The following is a 21089-nucleotide window of genomic DNA, read 5'->3' on the forward strand; positions in this document are numbered from 1 at the left end:
CGGCAAAGTCGTGGAAAATCGAATGCGTCACGTTAATTTGATTAGAAAAAAATGCCATTCAAGAGACAAAAAAAGGAACAGCAACAAAAAAAAGGGTCAGTTCACTCAAAACACTCCGTACATACAGAGATAGAAAGCGGAGGAGAAAAAAGGGGGCAAGAAATCATGTTGGACATCATCTTGGTCTCACTGCAGGTGGTGCTTGCGGTGATTGGGGTGTATCAGTTCGGTCTAGCTTTATTCGGCATGTACAAGAAAAAAACGAAAAGGCAATTCGAGCCAACCAAATCTTTTGCCGTGCTTGTCGCGGCGCATAACGAAGAAAAAGTGGTCGGGGCTTTGATGGAAAATCTCAAGCTCCTGAACTATCCGAAAGAATTGTTCGACGTATTTGTCATTTGCGATAACTGCACGGACGGCACGGCGAACATCGTCCGCAGCCACGGCATGAACGCCTGCGTCCGCAGCAATCCGAATTTGCGCGGCAAAGGCTACGCGATCGAATGGATGCTGAAGCAGTTGTGGAAAATGCCGCGCCAGTACGACGCAATCGTGATGTTTGACGCCGACAACCTGGCGCATCCGGATTTCCTGCGGGAAATGAACAACGATCTGTGCTCCGGCGCCCGCGTTATCCAAGGGTACATCGATACGAAGAACCCGGAGGATTCCTGGATTACGGCTTCTTACGGGATTTCGTACTGGTACTGCAATCGGCTATGGCAGCTGTCCCGGCACAATTTGAATATGGCGAATTTCCTGGGCGGCACGGGCATGTGCTTTGAAACGAACCTGCTCAAAGAGATGGGCTGGGGCGCGACAAGTTTGGTCGAAGACCTGGAATTTACGATGCGCTGCGTGGAGCGGGGCGTGTATCCGGTGTTTAACTACGACGCCAAGCTGTTCGACGAGAAGCCGCTGACGTTCAAAGCTTCGGCGCGCCAGCGTTTGCGCTGGATGCAGGGGCACTTTACGGTCGCCCGGCGTTACTTCTTCCCGCTGCTCTGGAAGAGCATCAAGGAACGCAATATGGTCAAGCTGGACATGGCGCTTTATGGGGTCAACGTTTACATCGTGCTGCTGACGTTCCTGCTGACGGCATTGATCTGGGTGGACCAGTCGCTGCTTCAAGGGCCGCATTTCGATACGCTTTATCAATATTTGCCGATGTGGGTTTCTTTTCTGGCGATCGCGGCGAACGTGTTTATTTTCCTGGCGGCCATGGTTCTGGAGAAGGTGAAGTCCAAGAAGGTGTACGCTTACTTGATCCTTTTCCCGATCTATCTGATCTCCTGGTGGCCGATCACGTTCTACGCTTTCTTTACGCAAAACAACAAGCAGTGGAGCCATACGCAGCATACGCGGGTGGTTCGCCTAGAAGAAGTCCAAAGCAAACAAGGCTGATAAATGTGGTTTAAAAACCGACTTTTGATCACGAAGTAGTGCTAGCGAAGCGGGCTCGGCGTCGAATCTTGGATTCAGCCGGGCCCTCCGTGTGCTCACGTAGGCTCACCAGCTTATGCTTCCGAAGCCGGTTTCTCCGAAAACGTGTAGCTGCGCTACTAACATTATAGAATTAAAAAAATTCGAACATGGTAGTGGGCGATGCGCAGGAAGAGAGGGGAGGAAAAGAGGAATCTGGGGGCTAAGGGACACCAGAGCCGCTATTTTCGAAAAAACGGAGGTTTGCAAAATGTAACGGACACAGAAGCCCTTATTCACCTCAAATCGTGCTGGATGAACGGGTTTAGAGCGAAATAGGGTCGTTGGTGTCCGTTAGGCTGGGAAATAACTGGGAAATGGGCGGATAAGGTCGCTGGTGTCCCTTAGAGCAGCGTCCAAAATAGAAGTCAGAGCCATAAAAGGACGCCGTCAGGTATTTTTTTATCAAACCCGCTTGACTTGGCGTGTATCCGCATGCTATAGTATTTGAGGTTGCAAGAAGTTTTTGGATTGCAAGCAGAGGCCCTGGCTTCTCACCTGTCCGACTTTTGCGTTGGCTGGTTTTGATCCAATGATTTATGAATGATATATTCATGAAGAATTGACGATCAATTGGGATGCGGGCGTAAACCCTGCATCCTTTTTATGTGCCCAAGTTTTGGTCAAAGAGCTTAAGACCTTTTGGAGGTGGAGAATTATCAGTAAGGAACATTTGATCAATGATGAGATTCGTGCGAAAGAGGTCCGTCTGGTTGGCGCTGCTGGAGAACAAATCGGCATTAAGCCGCTGCGTGAAGCGCTGCAGATGGCGATCGACCTGAATCTGGATCTGGTGAACGTTGCGCCGACTGCCAAGCCGCCGGTTTGCCGGATTATGGACTATGGCAAGTTCCGTTACGAGCAACAGAAGAAAGAGAAGGAAGCCCGCAAAAATCAGAAAATTGTGGACATCAAAGAAGTCTGGTTCCGGAGCAACATCGAGGAACACGATTTCCAAACGAAGCTTCGCAATGTGATCAAATTTTTGAAGGATGGCGACAAGGTGAAATGTTCGGTTCGCTTCCGCGGACGCGAAATTGCCCATGCCGACATCGGGAAAAAGATTCTCGACCGCGTTAAAGATGAAGTTGCGGAAATCTCAAGCATTGAGCGCCTTCCGAAGCTGGAAGGACGCAGCATGATCATGATTCTGGCGCCGAAAAACTAAACGTTTGTTTTCTATATATGTGCATTTCGCCTGCGAAATGCCTTGGAACGGGAACAATCGTCTCACAAACTTTGAGGGGGAAGTACAATGCCTAAAATGAAAACTCACAGCAGCCTTAAAGGCCGCTTCAAAATTACCGGGTCCGGTAAAGTTAGACGTTACAAAGCGAACCGCAATCACTTGCTGTCCCATAAGTCGAAACGGGCAAAACGTGTTTTGGCCAACAGCCCTGTTGCTTACGCAGGTGACGTTAGCCGTATGAAGCAACAACTGGCAAACTTGAAGTAATCAAAGAGGTAGTTCAAAAAGTCATCTTTTGAAGATATAAGAAAGTATAGCCCTCTCGGCACCAGCTTCCTTATATCGCAAGAAAAACCACCGCTTAAGGCGGTCTGGCTTCTGTGCAGATGCATGGATAAAGGTTTTCTTATCACGAAGCCTGCTGAAAACCTGACTTTTTGAACGCTCATACTTAACACAACTTTCTGGGAGGTTTATTAATATGGCAAGAGTAAAAGGCGGATTCGTCGTTCGTCGTCGTCATAAAAAAGTATTGAAACTGGCTAAAGGTTATTTCGGTTCGAAGCACCGCATTTTCAAAACCGCGAACGAGCAGGTTATGAAATCCCTGCTGTACGCATACCGCGACCGTCGCACGAAAAAACGCGACTTCCGCAAGCTTTGGATCGTTCGTATCAATGCGGCAGCTCGCATGAACGGTTTGTCCTACAGCAAATTGATGCATGGCCTGAAATTGGCCGAAGTGAACATCAACCGCAAAATGCTGGCGGATCTCGCCGTCAACGACCTGAACGCATTTAATTCTTTGGCTGCCGTAGCCAAAGAAAAAATCAACGCTTAATTAGGTTGACAAGGCGCTGTTTCCGGTATAGACCACCGGGGCGGCGCCTTTTTTAGAAGATGCCGAAGACAGGCATGGAAATTAGAAAATGAGGAAGTATATAGATACGCGAGCCGGGGGAAAAGACTTACATTATCCTTCAGGTTGCTAAGGAAAGTTCGGATATAGACAGTTCTTGCCAGCTTAAGTTCACATGTAACGAACATTGTATGGGAAATTTGTCAAAAGCAAGCGCTTTATCTGGAATAAACACGAAAATTATTTGACCCAAGGTCGTTAAAAGTATGGATTTTAGCTTATTTTGCAGGTATAATCTGACTATATCGAAACCTTGCTTGGACAAGGTTATAAATATTTTAAGGGGGATTATTTTTCAATGAACAAAGCCTTCAAACTTTCTCTAGTCATGATGCTCGCCTTCGTGTTGGTTTTGGCCGGCTGCGGCCAGAAAGCGGCGAACAATAGCGCTGCCAACACGGGTAACGCCGGCAACGCGGCCAATACCGGAAATGCCGGTGCGGGCAACGGCGGAGATACGGCTTCCGCTTCCGATGTGAAAATCGGTCTCGTCACAGACGTAGGCGGCGTTAACGACAAATCGTTTAACCAATCGGCATGGGAAGCGCTCCAAGCTCTGAACAAAGAAAAAGGCATCCAAAACCAATATTTGCAAAGCGCAAGCAGCGCGGACTACGTTCCAAACTTGAACCAATTCGTGCAAAACGGCTATGATCTGACTTGGTCGATCGGCTTTGACCTCGGCGACGCTACAAAACAAGTGGCTGACGCGAATCCAAACGCAAAACTGGCCATTATCGACAACGTGGTTGACGCTCCGAACGTGGAATCCGTAACGTTTGCGGAAAATGAAGGGGCTTATCTGGTTGGTGTCGTAGCTGGTTTGACGACAAAAACGAACAAAATCGGTTTTATCGGCGGTGCGGATAGCCCGGTTATCAAACGCTTTGAAGTGGGTTTCCAAGCGGGCGTAAAAGCGGTTAATCCGGATGCTGAAGTCAAGATCACTTATGCCGGCGCGTATGACAAACCGGATGTCGGTAAATCTCTTGCAGGCCAATTGTTTGATTATGGCGCGGATATTATTTTCCCGGCTGCCGGCCAAACCGGTAACGGTGTGTTCAACGAAGCGACCGCACGCAACAACGCCGGCGGGGCAAACAAATTGTGGGTTATCGGCGTTGACAAAGACCAATCGATTGAATTTGGTGACGAAGTTACTTTGACCTCGATGATTAAACGCGTTGACGTTGCGGTGAAGAACGTATCCCAACAAGTCATCGACGGTACGTTTAAAGGCGGACAAGTTACCAACCTGACGCTGAAAGAAGACGGCGTTGGCTTGCCGGAAGAAAATCCGAACCTGAGCAAGGAAATTCTCGACAAAGTGGAAGAATACAAACAAAAAATCGTAAGCGGCGAAATCACGGTTCCGGCCGAATAATCAAGCGGCTTCAAATTCCGGCTGGGTTTCAGCCGGTAGCAATCAAGCAGCAGTAAACATAGCAATCAAGCAGGCAAGGCCAGTGGATGAACTGGCCTTGTTGCTTGCGTATATCCCAAAATGGTGAGGGTGATTTCATGAATGCCGAGGCTCCCGTAGTCGAGTTGAAGCAAATCACAAAGCGTTTTCCCGGCATAGTGGCCAACGATTCCATCAGCCTGACCCTGAAAAAAGGGGAAATTCACGCGCTTCTCGGCGAGAATGGTGCAGGCAAATCAACGTTAATGAACATTTTGTTCGGGCTCTATCAACCCGATGAGGGCACGATCGAGATGAACGGCCAAACGGTAACGATCGACAGTCCCAATAAAGCGATCAAGTTGGGAATAGGCATGGTTCACCAGCATTTTAAGCTTGTCCAGCCTTTTACGGTGACCGAGAACATCATTCTCGGCATGGAGCCGAAAAAAGGCGTTAACATCGACTATAAATCGGCGTCCGCCCAAGTGGCGAAATTGTCGGAGCAATACGGCCTTCATGTTAATCCGAACTCGAAAATCCACGATATTTCCGTCGGGATGCAACAGCGGGTGGAAATCATGAAGATTTTGTTCCGGGGCGCGGATATACTTATATTTGACGAGCCTACGGCAGTGCTTACGCCGCAGGAAATCGAAGAGCTGATGGCGATCATGCGCCGGCTCGTCGCCGAAGGGAAATCGATCATCCTGATCACCCACAAGCTGAAGGAAATTATGCAAATTTCCGACCGGGTGACGATCATCCGGCGCGGCAAAGTGATCGATACCGTCGAGACGAACAAAACGAATCCGAGCGAACTCGCCGAAAAGATGGTGGGCCGCGGGGTATCGTTCAAAATCGACAAAAATGAGCCGAAAATCGGGCAGCCTGTTTTGCAGCTCAGTGAAATCAGGGCAAAGGACAAACACGGCATTCCGGTGCTGGATGGCTTGAATCTTGATGTGCGGGCGGGGGAAATCGTCGGAATCGCCGGGGTTGACGGCAACGGTCAAACGGAGCTGATCGAAGCGATTACGGGTTTGCGCAAAATCGAATCCGGATCAATCCGTCTTTCCGGGAAGGAACTCGCGAACCTGCCGACCCGTAAAATCATTGAAAGCGGCGTATCGCATATTCCGGAAGACCGGCACAAGCACGGGCTCGTCCTCGATTTTTCCATCAGCGAAAACATGGTGCTGGAAACGTATTATAAGCCGCCTTACAGCAGCGGTATGCTGCTTAACCACCGCGCGATCGACGAGCATGCCAAGGTTTTGGTCGAGCAGTTCGACGTGCGTACGCCAAGCATCGAGACTAAGGCCCGCTCTTTGTCCGGCGGGAATCAGCAAAAGGCGATTATTGCTCGGGAAATAGACAAAAATCCGGACCTGCTTATCGCTGCCCAACCGACGCGGGGGCTTGATGTCGGGGCGATCGAATTCGTGCATAAACAGCTGGTGGAGCAGCGAGATCAGGGAAAAGCGGTGCTGCTCATTTCCTTCGAGCTGGATGAAATCATGAACGTATCCGACAGGATTGCCGTCATTTACGAGGGGAAGATCGTCGGCGAAGTGCTTCCGCAGGAAACGAACGATCAAGAACTCGGTCTAATGATGGCCGGAAGCCTGGAACGGGGAGGTCAGTCGATTGGATAAACTGCGCAAAATATTTACGATGGACAGCCTGATCGTCCCGCTTGTGGCGATATTGCTCGGGCTGCTGGTCGGTGCCGTGGTCATGCTGATCGGCGGCTATAATCCGTTAGTGGCTTACGGCGCCTTAATTAAGCGGGTCGTCGGCAATCCGTACGATTTCGGCGAAACGATCCGGCAGATTACGCCGCTTATTTTCACCGGTTTGGCGGTTGCTTTTGCGTTCCGTTCCGGGATGTTCAACATCGGTGCGGACGGGCAGGTGCTTATCGGCATGACGACCGCTACGGCCGTCTCGCTGTCCTTTGCGGGCTTGCCGTCCGCTATCCTCGTGCCGCTCGCGGTCATCGCCGGCGGGATCGCCGGAGGACTTTGGGCCGCCATCGCCGGGTATCTTAAGGCTAAACGAGGTATTAACGAGGTTATTACGACGATCATGCTCAACTGGACGGCCTTGTACTTATCCAATTACGTGATCCGAAACTTCTTTTTGCTGAAAGGCCAAAACCGTTCCGAGGATATCGAAGCTTCGGCGTCGATGACGTTCCTGTTTGGGATATTCAACAATGCCCGGCTCCATTGGGGAACGGTCATCGCCCTTTTGGCAGCGGTATTTTTCTTCGTATACCTTTGGAAAACGAAACAAGGGTACGAAATGCGTTCGGTTGGCCTTAACCCGAACGCAGCTGAGTACGCGGGGATGAACGTTGGCCGCAATGTGGTGAAGGCGATGTTCATCAGCGGCGTGTTTGCCGGGCTGGCGGGCACGTTCGAAGTGCTGGGCGTTTTTCACTATCAGTCGGTATACGCCGCATCGCCGGGTTACGGGTTCGACGGGATCGCCGTAGCGTTGCTTGGGATGAACCATCCTTTCGGCGTAGTCCTGGGCGCTATTCTTTACGGCGTGCTGACTTACGGTTCGGCCGGGATGAGCTTTGCCGCCAAAGTCCCGCCGGAGCTGATCAAGATCGTACTCGGTTCGATCATATTCTTCATTGCCGCTCAGGGCATCGTACGGTTGGTACTGAAGCCTTTCTTCCTGAAGCGTAAGAAAGAGAAGGTGTTGTGATATGGACGTACTCACGCTGCTTGGTCAACTGCTCAATTCAACCCTTGTATTTTCGACCGCGCTGATTTTTACGGCGCTGGGCGGCATTTTTTCGGAGCGTTCCGGCGTGGTGAATATCGGTTTGGAAGGTTTGATGATCTTCGGGGCGTTTGCGGCCGGCGTAGGCACCTATTACGCCCAGGAGGCCGGAATGGGAGGATTCGCTCCATGGATCGGAGTGCTGGCGGCCATCGTTGTCGGCGCTTTGGGGGCGCTTATTCACGCGGTTGCCTCCATCACGTTCAAAGCGGATCAGACGATCAGCGGGATCGTCATCAACTTTTTGGCGGCGGGCCTGACCGTATACATCGTCAAGCTGCTGTTTGAGGGGGCGGCGGAAACGCCGCTGGTAGACGTATTCCAGAAATACGCCATCCCGGTGCTCCGGGATATCCCGATCATCGGGCCGGGCGTCTTCAACTCCTATCCGACGACGTATCTGGCGTTGATTCTGGTCGTGGTCGTTTATTTCGTTTTGTTCAAAACGCCGTTTGGCCTGCGCCTTCGCGCCGTGGGCGAACATCCGAGCGCGGCCGATACGCTGGGGGTCAACGTAACCCGCATGCGTTACATCGGCGTGCTGCTTAGCGGTGCCTTGGCGGGTATTGGCGGCGCTACGATTACGCTGACGACAACAAGTACGTTTGCCCACAATACGATTTCCGGGCAAGGGTACATTGCGATTGCGGCGATGATTTTCGGCAAATGGAATCCGCTGGGCGCGTTCGGAGCGGCGATGTTCTTCGGTTTCTCCCAGGCGATCCGCAACTATGTGCAGTTGTTTGAATGGTCGAGAAGCATACCGCAGGAGTTTATTTTTATGATTCCGTACGTCCTGACGATCATCGTGCTTGTTGGCGCGGTAGGCCGCTCGTCGGCTCCGTCCGCGTTGGGAACGCCATACGATCCGGGAAAAAGGTAAAAACCCGTGAAAAGCATTATAGAAGACTATATCAAAGGGATGCTGCGTTAAAGCGCAAGCATCTCTTTTTTTCGCAAAAGGTCCGTGACACGAGCCCTTTTTTTCAAGTCAAGGCGATGGTGCAGGCACTGATGATGACAGGCGAATATGTTAGGTTGAACACTAAATAGCCGATTAAAACAGCTCATCCCAAACGGTTTGTCGGCTATGAACTAACCTGACAGGAGGAGTTAAGATGGGTAGAACGGTGACGAAGAAAGACGCCGAGAAATTGCTAGGCAAGGACATTGTTGCTTACAAAAAGGATGGTAGCATTGTCACGGGGAAACTGGTGAAAATCAGCGGCAACCGCCTGTACGTCCGCCCGAAATCCGGTAAAAAAGTGCATACGAAAGCGATTGCCCCGCTCGTTTTGTTTGATCTGCTGGCTATCGGCACATCGCCCTTTGCTTTCGGTGGCTTTGGACCCTTTGGGTTTGGCGGCTTCGGGCCCTTCGGGTTTGGTGGCCCGTTCATTTGGTAAAGCGGCCTAAGTACAGAAATTTAGTATTTTTTCCATTTCGTAGCATTTCGTTGCCTCAATGAAACGCTTCGAACGGTATCCTAATTTTCGGTAAAACAGGTGGGCTCGGGTGTTGTCCCGGTCCACCAACACTTTTGCGCGTATGCACTCGCGCGAAGCGGCAAAATGCTCCGCGTGCAGCATCAGCGTCTGGCCGTAGCGCTTGCGCTGATAAGCGGGGGCAACCGCCATCATATCGATATACAGCAAATCGCCATGCACGAGAAAATGAATAAACGCCACCGGATCGGCCTCATAATAAGGCGAGGCTACCAGCGTGACGCCGTGCGAAAGCCGCTTCGGCAGTTCTTTCAGGATCTTTTCGATTTCGTGGGGAGGCAAACTCGAATGGGGGACGAGCTGCTTTTGAACGAGATCGAAAATGACGGGATCGTCCTGCTTTGGTCTTCTGTAGCGGATCATGCGATGGTTCTCCTCCTTGCCGCGCATCTGTTTGGGCGCCGCCATTTATCTTATGAGAGCGGGGGGAGAGGTGTTCCAGTCAAAAGTTTTCCTTCGATAGGGTATTGACTCTATGTGTAAAGTAATCATATAATGTTCCTAAACATTTTATGACACATACTGAATCGGCGATGATGAGGACGAAGGTTTAGGGGCTCTTTGCTCAGAGAGTGGATGGATTTGCTGAGACCACCACCAAAATCCCTTAAATGCGAGCTCACCTCGGAGCTGTTTTCCTGAAAAGCTGCAAGCCATTCCGCGGTGACGCTTGCGAACAAGGCCTATTAGGGGAAATCGTCAGGTCCGCGTTATGGACTTCGGGTAAGGGTAACAAGCGCCGTACTCGATAAGGCTTGGCACTGTGAGGTGCCGGGTGAAAATGGGTGGTACCACGAAAGGATGCAAACCTTTCGTCCCTCGGAACAGGAGACTGCTTCCGGCGGACGGAAGGTTTTTTTATTTGCAATGTGATTTAATAAGAGTTCAAAAAGTCGGCTTTTTGAGCAACCTTTAAAAAGGAGGATGACTGATGAGCGCGCAAACTCCAGAAGTGCGGTCTACAGAACAATTACGTGAGAAATGGATGAAGCCGGAAGTCATTACGGGCTCGGAAATACTGCTTCGCAGTTTGCTTTTGGAAGGTGTCGAATGCGTCTTCGGTTATCCGGGCGGCGCGGTATTGTATATTTACGATGCGTTGTACGGTTTTACCGATTTCCATCACTTGCTGACCAGACATGAGCAGGGCGCCATTCATGCGGCGGACGGTTACGCCCGCGCCACCGGCAAAGTCGGCGTGTGCATCGCCACCTCCGGACCGGGGGCGACCAACCTGGTAACAGGGATCGCCACCGCATTTATGGATTCCGTACCGCTGGTTGTCATTACCGGCAACGTTGCGACCAGCCTGATCGGCACCGACGCTTTCCAGGAAGCGGACATTACCGGCATTACGATGCCGATTACGAAACATAGCTATCTTGTAAGAAACGTGGAGGATCTGCCGCGCATTATCCACGAGGCGTTCCATATTGCCAACACGGGACGCAAAGGGCCGGTGCTGATCGATATTCCGAAGGACGTGTCGGCGGCCAAAACCCTGTTCGAACCGGTGCAAACGGTCAACCTGCGCGGCTACAATCCGACGGTCGTACCAAACCGGCTGCAGCTCGACAAACTGGCGGCGGCGATCGGGGAAGCGGAGCGTCCGGTGATTATCGCCGGCGGCGGAGTCGTCTATTCCGGCGGCCATGAGCAACTGTTCGAATTCGTGAATAAGACACAAATTCCGATTACGACGACACTGCTCGGCTTGGGCGCTTTCCCGAGCGGCCATGAGCTGTGGATGGGCATGCCGGGGATGCACGGCACCTATACGGCCAATCAATCGATCCAGCAGTCGGACTTGCTGATCAATATCGGGGCCCGGTTCGATGACCGGGTGACGGGCAAGCTGGACGGTTTTGCGTCTCGCGCAAAAATCGTCCACATCGACATCGATCCGGCCGAAATTGGCAAAAACGTGCATGCCGACATTCCGATCGTCGGCGATGTGAAGACGGTGCTGGAAATGCTGAACCCGCTCGTATCCCGGGCGGACAAGGCGGATGCCTGGAGAGAGCAAATCCGGCAGTCCAAGCTCGATAAACCGCTGAAGTACAAAGACTCGAACACCGAGTTGAAACCGCAGTGGGTCATCGAAATGCTGAATGAAACCACGGGCGGCGAAGCGATCGTCACCACGGATGTCGGACAGCATCAAATGTGGGCGGCGCAATTTTACAAATTCAATCAGCCGCGGTCCTGGATCACTTCCGGCGGCCTCGGAACGATGGGTTTCGGGTTCCCTTCGGCGATCGGCGCGCAGATGGCGTTCCCGGACAGGCTGGTCATCTCGATCAACGGCGACGGCGGTATGCAAATGTGCTCCCAGGAGCTGGCCATTTGCGCCATCAACAACATACCGGTGAAGATCGTCGTCATCAACAACCAGGTACTCGGGATGGTTCGCCAATGGCAGGAGCTGATTTACGACAATCGTTATAGCCATATCAACCTCGAGGGCAGCCCGGATTTCGTGAAGCTCGCTGAAGCGTACGGCGTTAAAGGTTTGCGGGCCGCGAGCAAGGAAGATGCCAAACGGGTATGGCAGGAAGCGCTCGATACGCCGGGACCGGTGTTGGTGGAATTCATGGTGAGCAAAGAGGAGAACGTATATCCGATGGTTCCCCAAGGTTCTACCATCGATCAAATGTTGATGGGGGACGGTGAATAAGAATGATGAAACACGCCATTTCCATATTGGTAAACGATCAGCCAGGTGTTTTGCAGCGCGTGTCCGGCCTGTTCGGCCGGCGCGGCTTTAATATCGAGAGCATCACGGTGGGCCAGTCCGAGGAGGAAGGCTTGTCCCGGATGGTTATCGTGACCCAAGGGGACGACAAGACGCTAGAGCAAATCGAAAAGCAGCTTTATAAATTAATCGATGTCATCAAGGTCGTCAATTTGAGCTCCAGACCGATGGTTTCCCGGGAGCTGGCTTTGATCAAGGTCAAAGCCGAGCCGGCCGAACGCCCTGAAATTATGGGAGTCGTGGAAACGTTCCGTGCGGCGGTCGTCGATATCGGCCCGTCCAGCTTGATGGTGCAGGTGGTCGGCGATACCGACAAAATCGATGCGATGATCGAACTGCTCCGGCCTTACGGCATACGGGAACTTAGCCGTACGGGCGTGACCGCCATGATTCGCGGCAACGCCTAAAACGAAAGCCTTAAGTCCAAGTAAACAATCAGGAATGTTAACTAAGCCGTTTTTACGGCTTCGGCTTCCGCCGGCGGGCGGGGGTTTGAGCGGATGGACAGCAGCGCTTTATCTCGTTATGGCGTCGATCCGTTGAAACACCCGCTCATCAGGCGGAGGGTTTAATATCAAGGGAAGCCAGTCGGCTATCCCGCAAATTTTAGGAGGGCATATTAAAATGGCAGTTACTTTGTACTATGAACAAGATGCAGATCTTAACGTTTTGAAAGGAAAAACGATCGCAATTATCGGTTACGGCAGCCAAGGACATGCCCATGCGCAAAACCTGCGCGAAAGCGGAGTGAACGTAATCGTTGGTCTTCGCGAAGGCAAATCCTTCGATAAAGCCAAAGAGGACGGGTTTGAAGTATTGTCCGTCGCCGAAGCGACGAAACGCGCTGATGTAGTGCAAATCCTGATGCCGGACGAAACGCAGGCTGCGGTTTACAACAGTGACATTGCGCCAAACCTGAAAAAAGGCGCGGCTCTCTTGTTCGCTCACGGCTTTAACGTGCATTTCGGCCAAATCGTACCTTCCAAAGACAACGACGTGCTGCTCGTTGCTCCGAAGTCCCCGGGCCACATGGTTCGCCGCACTTATGTGGAAGGCTTTGGCGTTCCCGGCCTGATCGCGATCCATCAGGACGCTACGGGCAAAGCCAAAGAAATCGGCTTGGCTTATGCGAAAGGCATCGGCTGTACGCGCGCAGGGGTCATCGAAACTTCGTTCCGCGAAGAAACGGAAACCGACTTGTTCGGTGAACAAGCCGTGCTTTGCGGCGGCGTGTCCGCGCTGATCAAAGCCGGCTTCGAAACGCTGGTGGAAGCGGGTTATGCTCCGGAAATGGCGTACTTCGAATGCTTGCACGAAATGAAGCTGATCGTTGACCTGATCTATGAAGGCGGTCTGGCCACGATGCGCGATTCCATCTCCAACACGGCGGAATACGGCGATTATGTAACAGGTCCGCGCATCGTGACGGAAGAAACGAAAAAAGCGATGAAAGAAGTGCTTGCGGATATTCAACAAGGCAAATTCGCCCGCGACTTCATTTTGGAAAACCAATCGAACCGTGCTTTCCTGACGGCTACCCGCCGCAACGAAGCCAGCCATCCGATCGAAGTGGTCGGGGGCGAACTGCGTGGATTGATGCACTGGATCAAAAAGTAATAAGAATAATATAGATGAAGTAATATAAACCCAATGCGGCCGCGCTTAAGCGTGGGCCGCATTGGGTTTTTTTAGATTATATATAAAATTTCAGGCCGGGTAGAGGCTGAAGAGGCAGGTAGGGGGGAGGAGAAGAGAACTGGAGGCTAAGGGACCTCAGAGGCGTTATTTGCGAAAAAACGAAGGTGCGCAAAATGTAACGGACACAAAAGACCTTATTTACCTCAAATCGGCCCGGGTGAGATCGTTTAGAGCTAAATAGAGTCATGTGTGTCAGTTAGGCTGGGAAATACCCGGGAAATGGACGGATAGCGTCGCTGGAGTCCGTTAGAGCAGCGTCCACAGATTAGAAAGAGCGTCAGCGTCATTTCAGTCCGTTACGGGAGCGGAAACCGGATACCGGATACGATTTGCATAACATCATCATCTTATAGTCAGAACCTATAACATTAATAGATTTCATATCTTTGTTTATCCTTATCAGCTATGATACAACAGAAGAAGAGTTAGTGCGAGAAGTGTATTGGGCGTTTCGGCGTGCGAATACAAGCCATGCCGAATATTTGTACTTTGAAATAGCTAAAAAAGGGAGCTGGAAGCAATGGCAGAAGTGAAAAAAATCGCGGTTACCGCGGGAGACGGCATTGGGCCGGAAGTGGTGGCCGAGGCGGAGAAGGTGCTGAAGCGGACGGAGGAGCTGTTTGGCTACCGTTTTGAAACGGAGCATGCCTTGTTTGGCGGCATCGCGATCGATGAGAAAGGAACGCCGCTTCCGCAGGAGACGCTGGAAGTGTGCAAAAACGCCGACGCCGTGCTGCTCGGCGCAGTTGGCGGCCCGAAATGGGACAACAATCCGAAGGAGCTGCGTCCCGAGACCGGCCTGCTCGGCATCCGCAAAGCGCTGGGCTTGTTCTCGAATTTGCGCCCGGCGGTCGTTTTCGATTGCCTGAAGGACGCGTCCACATTGAAACCGGAGGTGCTTGAGGGCACCGATCTGATCGTTGTGCGGGAGTTGACGGGCGGCATTTACTTCGGTGAAAAATTCCGCCGGGATACCGATCAAGGCCAGGAAGCCGTGGATACCTGCGCGTACAACGTTAGCGAAGTCGAGCGGATCGTCCGCCAGGCCTTCGAAATCGCCCAAAAGCGGCGGAAAAAGCTTGCTTCCGTCGACAAAGCGAACGTGCTGGAAACGTCGCGTTTATGGCGCGAGGTGGTCATTCGGATCGCTCCGGAGTATCCGGACGTAGAGCTCGAGCATGTGCTCGTGGACAACTGCGCGATGCAGCTCTTGCGCCGTCCTGCCAGCTTTGACGTCATCGTCACGGAGAACATGTTCGGCGACATTCTCAGCGATGAAGCGGCGATGCTGACCGGTTCGATCGGCATGTTGTCATCGGCTTCCCTCGGCGAAGGAAGCTTCGGCCTTTACGAGCCGGTACACGGTTCGGCGCCGGATATCGCCGGCCAAAACCTGGCCAATCCGATCGCCACGATTTTGTCGGTTGCGCTGATGTTCCGCATGACGTTTGGTTACGTCGACGCGGCGGACGCGATTGAAAAAGCCGTGGCGGAAGTGCTGGACGCCGGCCATCGGACAGGCGATATCGCGGTCGATAAAAGCAAGGCGATCGGCACGAAAGCGATGGGCGATCTGATCGTCGCAGCGATGAAAAAGTAGGGTGTTTGCTTGCTTGCCGTAGCGGGCTGGAAACGCTTTGAAAAGGGTTCCAATCTACGAAAAAGTTCAAAAAAAATCCTTATTTATAATTATTATAAAAAAATAACTGTTATAATATTGACTTTGAAATATGCCTTTGATACCATGAGAACTGTAAGTTTGAAAAGGATTGAAACTTACACAGCAAAAGGGATTAGAAACACTAATGTGTTTCTTACATATTTTCAAAGGAGGAGTTTACGAATGGCAGAACGTTTGGTTGGAAGACCCGCTCCGGATTTTGACATGGCGATCGTAACGGGTGACGGAAAGGAATTTGGACGCAAGAAGCTGGCTGATTATCGCGGCAAGTGGCTGGTATTTTTCTTCTATCCGCTTGATTTCACTTTTGTGTGCCCGACGGAAATTACGGCGCTGAGCGACGCTTACGCTCAATTCCGTGACCTGGATTGCGAAATTCTCGGCGTGAGCACGGACTCCGAGCACAGCCACAAAGCATGGATCAACACGCCTAAGGACAGCAACGGCCTTGGCCAGTTGAACTTCCCGCTCGCTTCCGATATCACGAAGAAAGTAGCCCGCGATTACGGCGTGCTGATCGAAGAAGAAGGCGTAGCCCTCCGCGGTTTGTTCATCATCGATCCGGAAGGTGAATTGAAATATCAAGTCGTTAACCATAACGACATCGGCCGCAGCGTAGAAGAAACGCTTCGCGTGCTGCAAGCCCTGCAATCCGGCGGCCTTTGCGCCATGAACTGGAAACCGGGCGATAAGAACCTGAACGCTTAATTTCGGGTGAATAGCGATGAGCCCCCTGCTTGGCCACTGCCAATCAGGGGGTTTTTTGCCCATCATAAGCGCGCTGAGCTAAGCCGGGGCCATATGCGCTTGCATGCCTGGCCTATCGGACCATAGTCCCGTTTTGTAACGAAATGGGTGAATTTTCAAATAAGGCGCAGGAATTTCAATCCGGCTTCACGAATAAATTAATATGAAAATCGTGCATTGCGAGGAGCCCGGGATCCATGGATGAACCACACACGTGAAAGGGTGAAGGGGAATGAGTTTTTGCTGCGGAGCAAGTATGCTGGGAACAAAGGGGACTTTAAAGCATTATCGTACGCAGGTTCATAATGTTCCCCTGTTATTTTGCCCGGTGTGCCATCGGGTTGAGGTTCATTATAAGGTGGAAAACGAATACGAAATATTAGCGGAATACGCGCACGGCGACGGGGTTTCGGAAATCGATTTTCAGGATTTCGTCATGGAGGACGATGAATCGATTTTCGGAAATTGCGTGAACCGGGAAGATGAGGACCCGCTGTTGATCGTTCAAAGCCAAATCGATATTTCGCTTGATCTTCTTTCCGTGGCGAAGCAAATCGGCGATGATAAATGGGAAGAAGAGCTGAAGAAAAGATTGGCCGTAATGAGCAGACGCAGAGCCCGGCTTCAACACAAGTAACAACTGCAAGAACAGGCTAAAAATAGTCTCCCGGGAGGGAGGCTGTTTTATTTTTGGGACTATGGCCACTCATTTGCGGTGATTCCATGTTTTTCGACAGTATCTCTGATTGACGGTATTTGGAAGACTTTACTATGATTGAAATAGGCAGTTTTGGACTGATTTACGGACAGGCTTTAGCTCATGAATAATAAACGTTACGCACGAGCCGATTTCGGGTAAGTTCTTCTCAGGTAGTGATCGTATGTTGTCAGTAAGGCAAGTACATCATTTATGGGAAAAGGGGGAACCAACTTGTTGAGTGAATTCCAGGAGACGCTGCTCCAATCCGTCAAAGCATTCCAATCAACCCAACTCGTCAAAAACAAATACGAAAACGTGCTCCAGCACCTAGACAGCGGAATTATGCTGTTTGACTGCGAAGGGGTTTTAACCTTCATCAATGTTCAAATGGCCAGGTTGCTCGAGATGCCGCGCCAATCACTCATCGGTTGCAATTTGCTGCAAATGCTGCGCCACCCGCACCTGAATCAATTCAAGAAGCGGAAAATTCTGCGGATCTATCGGGAAACCATTTTTCACCGGAAAAAATACCACGAGTTTATCGATGAGTACGGAAGGCATTGGCTTATTACGGTTACATACGGAGATCAGATGGACGGGGACTTCTTGCTTAGCGTCAAAGACGTATCGGATTTCAAACGAATCGAGCAAACGGCGTACCAGAACGACAAGCTGGCGATGCTCGGGAAAATATCGGCGGCGATCGCCCATGAAATCCGCAATCCGCTGACCGCGATCCGCGGGTTCATTCAACTGCTCCGTCCGCATTTGGTGGAGCTGGGCAAGGATGAGTACGCCAGGATTATTTTAACGGAGATCGACAGGGCGAACGATATCATTCATGAATTTTTGAATTCGTCCAAGCCTTCCGCCCCGCAGAAATCGAACGTCAGCGTGTCATCGCTGCTGAAAGAGGTTGTCCTGCTGACGGAAAGCGAGGCGGTGATGAAAGGCTGCCAAATGATGCTGCACGCTCCGGAGGAGGAGCTTCTCGTATCAATTGATGTGAAGCAGATTAAGCAGGTCCTGCTCAACATCATCAAAAACGCGATGGACGCCATCGCCGAGGTGGAGGGGGATCATAAGGGAGTCATCGATATCCGGGCGGAGATGGAGGGCAAAGCGGTCAACATTTCCATCCAGGACAACGGAAACGGTATGGACAAAGGCATGCTGAACCGCCTGTTCGATCCTTTCTTTACGACGAAAGAGAAGGGAACCGGGTTGGGGTTGTCCGTAAGCTATCGGATTATCCGCAACCATCGGGGAAATATTTCCGTGGACAGCCTCAAAGGCGCGGGGACGATTTTCGTCATCACGCTGCCGCTCGTCTAATGTAAAGAACCTTCAATCCGATACCGTTTCCTGATTGAAGGTTCTTTGTTTTGGGTCAAACGCGGATGTAAACTTGCCCGGCAACTCCTTTGCTCAGGGCCACTCGCGCTTCCTTCACTTTGATGATCAGATTGCCGTCCATTTCCGAGATGACCGTAACGGGTGTTCCGGGAACAAGACCGAGTCCTTCCAGGAATTTTCTGGTAGCTTCCGACGCCCGGCACTCACGGATGATCGCTTCTTTGCCCGGCGTAAGCATCGTTAATGGCATCCTTTTCCCTCCTCCCCCGAAAATAATGCGTCAACGCTTCTTCGGTTCGCAGCATGAGCTGAATTGCTCGCAGGATCCGCTGCAACCGGCGCAGCCTCCACCCGCCTTTTGCCGTTTGATATAGCGGTACACGGTAAAACCGATGATCCCCGCCAGGACAATAACGATCACGTAATCGATCATAACGATCCCTCCTCCTTTGTTAAGCGATTCCGATGCCCAAAAGACGTCCGACTTGATAGACGATTAATGATATCAGCCAGGCTATGCCGCATTGGTAAACGATGGTAAATAAGGTCCATCTCCATGAACCCAGCTCTTTTTTCGCGGTCGAAATCGCCGCTACGCAAGGAGCGTACAGCAGGACGAACACCATGACGGAGAATGCGGCCAGCGGCGTAAAATACGTCTGCAGCGCCGTGCCCAGCGCGGTGGTCAGCTCTTCGGTCCCCTGGTTGATGTACAGGATGCCCAGCGTGCTGACCACCGCTTCTTTGGCGATCAATCCGGTCAGCAGGGCGGCGCCGACCTGCCAGTGAATTTCCGAAGTGCCTTTAATGTATCCGAACCCGTTCCAGGCAAAAAGCGGCGCGATCAGCTTCCCGATCGAACCGAAGATGCTTTGCGAAGCATCGTCGACCATCTGCAGCGAAAAGTTGAAGGATTGCATGAACCAGATCACAACGGTCATCGACAGCAGGACGGTTCCCACCTTGATAACGTACCCCTTCGCTTTTTCCCAGGTATGGGCTACCGTGGATTTAAAGGTAGGGATGCGGTAAGGCGGCAATTCCATCACGAACGGGGCTGAATCCCCCTTCAATAGGGTACGGTTGAGCAGCAGGCAGGAGAGCATGGCCACAATAATGCCGAGAAAATAGATGCTGAAGACGACCAGCCCCTGGTTTGCGGCAAAAAAGGCGCCCGCAAAGACGGCGTATACGGGAATGCGCGCGCTGCACGACATAAACGGCATCAGCGTAATCGCCAGCCGCCGGCTTTTTTCATCCTCCAGCGTCCGCGTGGCCATAATCGCCGGCACGGCGCATCCGTACCCCATCAGCAATGGAACGAACGCTTTGCCGGACAGCCCGAAATGGCGGAAAATCCGGTCCATGACGAAGGCTACCCTCGACATGTAGCCGATATCCTCCAGAATCGAGAGACACAGGAATAGGATCACGATTTGCGGGAGAAAGGACAGGACGTTGCCGACCCCCGTGATGACACCGCCCACGACAAGGCCTTGCATAGCGTCCGAAGCGCCCGCCCATTCCAGAAACCGCGTTGCCGCTTCCGGCAAGGTTTCGGTAACCAGGGCGCCAAACGGATCAACGATCAGGGCGCCGACCGAACCGACGGCAAGCTGAAAAATGAGATACATAATCGCGAAAAAGATGGGCAATCCCAAAACGCGGTTGGTGACGATTTTATCCACTTTGTCCGAAAAGGAAAGCTCTCCGGCCTTTCTCCCTTTCTTGACATGCCCCGCAATCGCGTCGCTGATATACCTGTAGCGCAGATCGGCGATCAGCGTCTCGATTTCCCCTTCGTTTTCCCGCTCGGCCTGGCTGATCAGCCTGTCGACGGATGCAGCCAGTGCGGCGGGCATTTTCAGCACCGTCCTGATTTTTTCGTCCTTCTCCAGCAGCTTGACGGCATAAAACAACGTGTGGCTGTATCCACCGTCCGCCAGCAAGTCGCTGATGCCTTTAACGGCGCCATATAATTTTGTTTTTTCGAGGGCGCTTTTGCCTTCGGCTCCAGGACTGCGGTTAAAAGCGACGGCTCGCTCGAGCAGCTCCTTAATTCCCTGGTTCTTGGTGGCGATGATCGGAACGATCGGAACGCCCAGCAGCCGTTCAAGGCTGGCCACATCGATTTTGTCACCGCGCAAGCTTACCTCATCCATCATGTTGAGAGCGATAATCGTCGGAATTCCAAGCTCCAGCAGTTGGGTCGTCAAATACAGATTGCGTTCTATATTCGTCGCGTCGACGATGTTGATAATGACATCAGGTTTTTCTCCGGCCAAAAAGTCCCGGGCAACGACTTCTTCGGGTGTATAAGGAGACAGCGAGTAGATTCCCGGCAAATCGATGATTACAACGTTTTCGCTCGTTTTCTTGCATCTTCCTTCGCGCCGTTCGACGGTGACGCCGGGCCAGTTTCCCACATGCGCGTTATTCCCCGTCAGATTGTTGAAGAGCGTCGTTTTGCCGCAGTTGGGATTGCCCGCCAATGCAAACCGGTATACCATGTTTCCTCATCCCTCATCACAAAATTTTTACATAATTTAGTGGAACTAGCTCTGCTATTTTTCCACTGTGATTTGATCGGCTTCGGCTTTACGGATGCTAAGGTCGTAGCCCCGGATGTGAACTTCGATGGGATCGCCGAGGGGAGCTACCTTTTTCATGGTGATTTCGGCCCCCGGAGTAATTCCCATGTCCATCAGTTTCCTGCGGAGCGGACCGCCGGCGCCGATGCTTTTAATAACTCCGCTCTCTTTGGGTTTCAGTTCTTTCAAGGAAACGATCATCGAAATAACCTCCAATTTAATGGGTTCATATTAATTTTGTGAAAGCTTGTTCTTGTTTAGG

21 protein-coding genes are annotated in these 21089 nt (G+C 51.8%); 16 read left to right on the forward strand and 5 right to left on the reverse strand.

The annotated features are described in order from the left end of the window. Positions 1–165: 165 nt before the first annotated feature. The 9 genes from EHV15_RS16980 (at position 166) to EHV15_RS17020 (ending at position 9200) form a co-directional block, all read left to right on the forward strand. Complete coding sequence (locus EHV15_RS16980; RefSeq protein ID WP_128632239.1) at positions 166–1404, forward strand: glycosyltransferase family 2 protein; 1239 nt, start codon at positions 166–168, stop codon at positions 1402–1404. A 751-nt stretch (positions 1405–2155) separates the two neighbouring features. After that, positions 2156–2650: a translation initiation factor IF-3 gene (gene infC / locus EHV15_RS16985; protein WP_036624935.1), complete on the forward strand. Its 495-nt coding sequence runs from the start codon at positions 2156–2158 to the stop codon at positions 2648–2650. Between the two features lie 87 nt (positions 2651–2737). Then, on the forward strand, positions 2738–2938 hold the full coding sequence (rpmI, locus tag EHV15_RS16990; protein WP_059046389.1) for a 50S ribosomal protein L35: 201 nt from the start codon (positions 2738–2740) through the stop codon (positions 2936–2938). A gap of 214 nt (positions 2939–3152) precedes the next feature. Next, a complete protein-coding gene (gene rplT / locus EHV15_RS16995) occupies positions 3153–3512 on the forward strand; it encodes a 50S ribosomal protein L20 (RefSeq protein ID WP_036624933.1) in 360 nt (119 codons plus the stop codon). Between the two features lie 376 nt (positions 3513–3888). Then, on the forward strand, positions 3889–4974 hold the full coding sequence (locus EHV15_RS17000; RefSeq protein ID WP_128632240.1) for a BMP family lipoprotein: 1086 nt from the start codon (positions 3889–3891) through the stop codon (positions 4972–4974). 137 nt (positions 4975–5111) lie between these two features. Continuing rightward, entirely contained in the window at positions 5112–6650 is a 1539-nt protein-coding gene (locus EHV15_RS17005) for an ABC transporter ATP-binding protein (protein ID WP_128632241.1), read from the forward strand. Beyond that, the gene (locus tag EHV15_RS17010) at positions 6643–7716 is read left to right on the forward strand and encodes an ABC transporter permease (protein WP_128632242.1); all 1074 of its coding nucleotides are present in this window, start codon (positions 6643–6645) and stop codon (positions 7714–7716) included. The genes EHV15_RS17005 and EHV15_RS17010 overlap by 8 nt, the downstream gene beginning before the upstream one ends. Position 7717: 1 nt before the next feature. Then, positions 7718–8677, forward strand: a complete 960-nt coding sequence (locus tag EHV15_RS17015) for an ABC transporter permease (protein WP_128632243.1) — start codon at positions 7718–7720, stop codon at positions 8675–8677. A 235-nt stretch (positions 8678–8912) separates the two neighbouring features. Beyond that, the gene (locus EHV15_RS17020) at positions 8913–9200 is read left to right on the forward strand and encodes a 50S ribosomal protein L33 (RefSeq protein WP_128632244.1); all 288 of its coding nucleotides are present in this window, start codon (positions 8913–8915) and stop codon (positions 9198–9200) included. Between the two features lie 6 nt (positions 9201–9206). On the opposite strand, the gene EHV15_RS17025 is transcribed toward EHV15_RS17020, so the two are convergent. Next, positions 9207–9662 (reverse strand): GNAT family N-acetyltransferase, encoded by a 456-nt coding sequence (locus tag EHV15_RS17025; protein ID WP_128632245.1) that lies wholly within the window; start codon positions 9660–9662, stop codon positions 9207–9209. Between the two features lie 568 nt (positions 9663–10230). On the opposite strand from EHV15_RS17025, the gene ilvB reads away from it, so the two are divergent. The 7 genes from ilvB (at position 10231) to EHV15_RS17060 (ending at position 18215) form a co-directional block, all read left to right on the forward strand. Continuing rightward, positions 10231–11976, forward strand: coding sequence for a biosynthetic-type acetolactate synthase large subunit (ilvB, locus tag EHV15_RS17030; protein WP_128632246.1), 1746 nt, complete (start codon positions 10231–10233; stop codon positions 11974–11976). Between the two features lie 2 nt (positions 11977–11978). Further along, positions 11979–12461, forward strand: coding sequence for an acetolactate synthase small subunit (gene ilvN / locus EHV15_RS17035; RefSeq protein ID WP_128632247.1), 483 nt, complete (start codon positions 11979–11981; stop codon positions 12459–12461). A gap of 217 nt (positions 12462–12678) precedes the next feature. Next, positions 12679–13671, forward strand: a complete 993-nt coding sequence (ilvC, locus tag EHV15_RS17040; RefSeq protein ID WP_128632248.1) for a ketol-acid reductoisomerase — start codon at positions 12679–12681, stop codon at positions 13669–13671. A gap of 601 nt (positions 13672–14272) precedes the next feature. Further along, the gene (leuB, locus tag EHV15_RS17045) at positions 14273–15352 is read left to right on the forward strand and encodes a 3-isopropylmalate dehydrogenase (protein ID WP_128632249.1); all 1080 of its coding nucleotides are present in this window, start codon (positions 14273–14275) and stop codon (positions 15350–15352) included. Positions 15353–15595: 243 nt separating this feature from the next. Next, positions 15596–16141 (forward strand): peroxiredoxin, encoded by a 546-nt coding sequence (locus tag EHV15_RS17050; RefSeq protein WP_128632250.1) that lies wholly within the window; start codon positions 15596–15598, stop codon positions 16139–16141. 271 nt (positions 16142–16412) lie between these two features. Next, positions 16413–16817: a hypothetical protein gene (locus EHV15_RS17055; RefSeq protein WP_036624918.1), complete on the forward strand. Its 405-nt coding sequence runs from the start codon at positions 16413–16415 to the stop codon at positions 16815–16817. Between the two features lie 294 nt (positions 16818–17111). Continuing rightward, complete coding sequence (locus EHV15_RS17060; protein WP_128632251.1) at positions 17112–18215, forward strand: ATP-binding protein; 1104 nt, start codon at positions 17112–17114, stop codon at positions 18213–18215. A 55-nt stretch (positions 18216–18270) separates the two neighbouring features. On the opposite strand, the gene EHV15_RS17065 is transcribed toward EHV15_RS17060, so the two are convergent. From EHV15_RS17065 to EHV15_RS17080, 4 genes are read right to left on the reverse strand one after another with little or no spacing between them, the layout of a single operon-like run. Next, entirely contained in the window at positions 18271–18486 is a 216-nt protein-coding gene (locus EHV15_RS17065; RefSeq protein ID WP_128632252.1) for a FeoA family protein, read from the reverse strand. A gap of 30 nt (positions 18487–18516) precedes the next feature. Next, on the reverse strand, positions 18517–18669 hold the full coding sequence (locus tag EHV15_RS17070; protein WP_128632253.1) for a FeoB-associated Cys-rich membrane protein: 153 nt from the start codon (positions 18667–18669) through the stop codon (positions 18517–18519). A gap of 19 nt (positions 18670–18688) precedes the next feature. Then, positions 18689–20746, reverse strand: coding sequence for a ferrous iron transport protein B (gene feoB / locus EHV15_RS17075; RefSeq protein WP_128632254.1), 2058 nt, complete (start codon positions 20744–20746; stop codon positions 18689–18691). 54 nt (positions 20747–20800) lie between these two features. Further along, positions 20801–21028, reverse strand: coding sequence for a FeoA family protein (locus EHV15_RS17080; protein ID WP_128632255.1), 228 nt, complete (start codon positions 21026–21028; stop codon positions 20801–20803). Positions 21029–21089 lie beyond the last annotated feature (61 nt).

This window comes from Paenibacillus oralis, assembly GCF_003863965.1.
Lineage (GTDB): Bacteria > Bacillota > Bacilli > Paenibacillales > Paenibacillaceae > Fontibacillus > Fontibacillus oralis.

What these genes read in the sequence shown, in the direction of transcription:
- EHV15_RS16980 (WP_128632239.1), top strand. Translation starts at nt 166, where the DNA reads ATGTTGGACATCATCTTGGTCTCACTGCAGGTGGTGCTTGCGGTGATT.
- feoB (WP_128632254.1), bottom strand. Translation starts at nt 20,746, where the DNA reads ATGGTATACCGGTTTGCATTGGCGGGCAATCCCAACTGCGGCAAAACG.
- EHV15_RS17050 (WP_128632250.1), top strand. Translation starts at nt 15,596, where the DNA reads ATGGCAGAACGTTTGGTTGGAAGACCCGCTCCGGATTTTGACATGGCG.
- ilvN (WP_128632247.1), top strand. Translation starts at nt 11,979, where the DNA reads ATGATGAAACACGCCATTTCCATATTGGTAAACGATCAGCCAGGTGTT.
- EHV15_RS17020 (WP_128632244.1), top strand. Translation starts at nt 8,913, where the DNA reads ATGGGTAGAACGGTGACGAAGAAAGACGCCGAGAAATTGCTAGGCAAG.
- ilvB (WP_128632246.1), top strand. Translation starts at nt 10,231, where the DNA reads ATGAGCGCGCAAACTCCAGAAGTGCGGTCTACAGAACAATTACGTGAG.
- leuB (WP_128632249.1), top strand. Translation starts at nt 14,273, where the DNA reads ATGGCAGAAGTGAAAAAAATCGCGGTTACCGCGGGAGACGGCATTGGG.
- EHV15_RS17015 (WP_128632243.1), top strand. Translation starts at nt 7,718, where the DNA reads ATGGACGTACTCACGCTGCTTGGTCAACTGCTCAATTCAACCCTTGTA.
- ilvC (WP_128632248.1), top strand. Translation starts at nt 12,679, where the DNA reads ATGGCAGTTACTTTGTACTATGAACAAGATGCAGATCTTAACGTTTTG.
- rplT (WP_036624933.1), top strand. Translation starts at nt 3,153, where the DNA reads ATGGCAAGAGTAAAAGGCGGATTCGTCGTTCGTCGTCGTCATAAAAAA.
- EHV15_RS17055 (WP_036624918.1), top strand. Translation starts at nt 16,413, where the DNA reads ATGAGTTTTTGCTGCGGAGCAAGTATGCTGGGAACAAAGGGGACTTTA.
- EHV15_RS17065 (WP_128632252.1), bottom strand. Translation starts at nt 18,486, where the DNA reads ATGCCATTAACGATGCTTACGCCGGGCAAAGAAGCGATCATCCGTGAG.
- EHV15_RS17080 (WP_128632255.1), bottom strand. Translation starts at nt 21,028, where the DNA reads ATGATCGTTTCCTTGAAAGAACTGAAACCCAAAGAGAGCGGAGTTATT.
- EHV15_RS17025 (WP_128632245.1), bottom strand. Translation starts at nt 9,662, where the DNA reads ATGATCCGCTACAGAAGACCAAAGCAGGACGATCCCGTCATTTTCGAT.
- rpmI (WP_059046389.1), top strand. Translation starts at nt 2,738, where the DNA reads ATGCCTAAAATGAAAACTCACAGCAGCCTTAAAGGCCGCTTCAAAATT.
- EHV15_RS17005 (WP_128632241.1), top strand. Translation starts at nt 5,112, where the DNA reads ATGAATGCCGAGGCTCCCGTAGTCGAGTTGAAGCAAATCACAAAGCGT.
- EHV15_RS17000 (WP_128632240.1), top strand. Translation starts at nt 3,889, where the DNA reads ATGAACAAAGCCTTCAAACTTTCTCTAGTCATGATGCTCGCCTTCGTG.
- EHV15_RS17070 (WP_128632253.1), bottom strand. Translation starts at nt 18,669, where the DNA reads ATGATCGATTACGTGATCGTTATTGTCCTGGCGGGGATCATCGGTTTT.